General features: G+C 66.8%; 1 pseudogene. It reads right to left on the reverse strand.

What is annotated here, in order from left to right:
- Positions 1-4: 4 nt before the first annotated feature.
- A pseudogene (locus MKK65_RS14085) lies at positions 5-169 on the reverse strand (porin family protein); the annotation flags it as partial.
- Between the last annotated feature and the right edge of the window lie 162 nt (positions 170-331).

Raw genomic sequence — 331 nt, forward strand, 5'->3', positions numbered from 1 at the left:
GGTCTTAGTACGAGCCGAACTTGTAGTTCAGGCCGGCGCGGACGACGGCGAACTCGTCGTCGCGGCGACCGATGGCGCTGTAGGCGACCGGGACGAGGTTGGCGGCGTTGACGACGAGGGCGCCCTGGTTGCGGTTGCCGCGCTCCAGGTTGACGTACAGGCCGTGACGTTCAAGATCGAAGGCCTGTAGGAGCGGTCTACGACGCCCGGCGCCGCGACGCGAGGGGGCGGTCTGTCAGCCAGCAGCTTCCCCTCGGCGGCATTCGATGCAGAATAATGCCCGGACCCCGTGAGTCGCGAGACGCATGGTTGGACCCGCAGCACCATGAAG

Origin of the sequence: Methylobacterium sp. J-001 (assembly GCF_022829565.1) — a bacterium.
Lineage (GTDB): Bacteria > Pseudomonadota > Alphaproteobacteria > Rhizobiales > Beijerinckiaceae > Methylobacterium.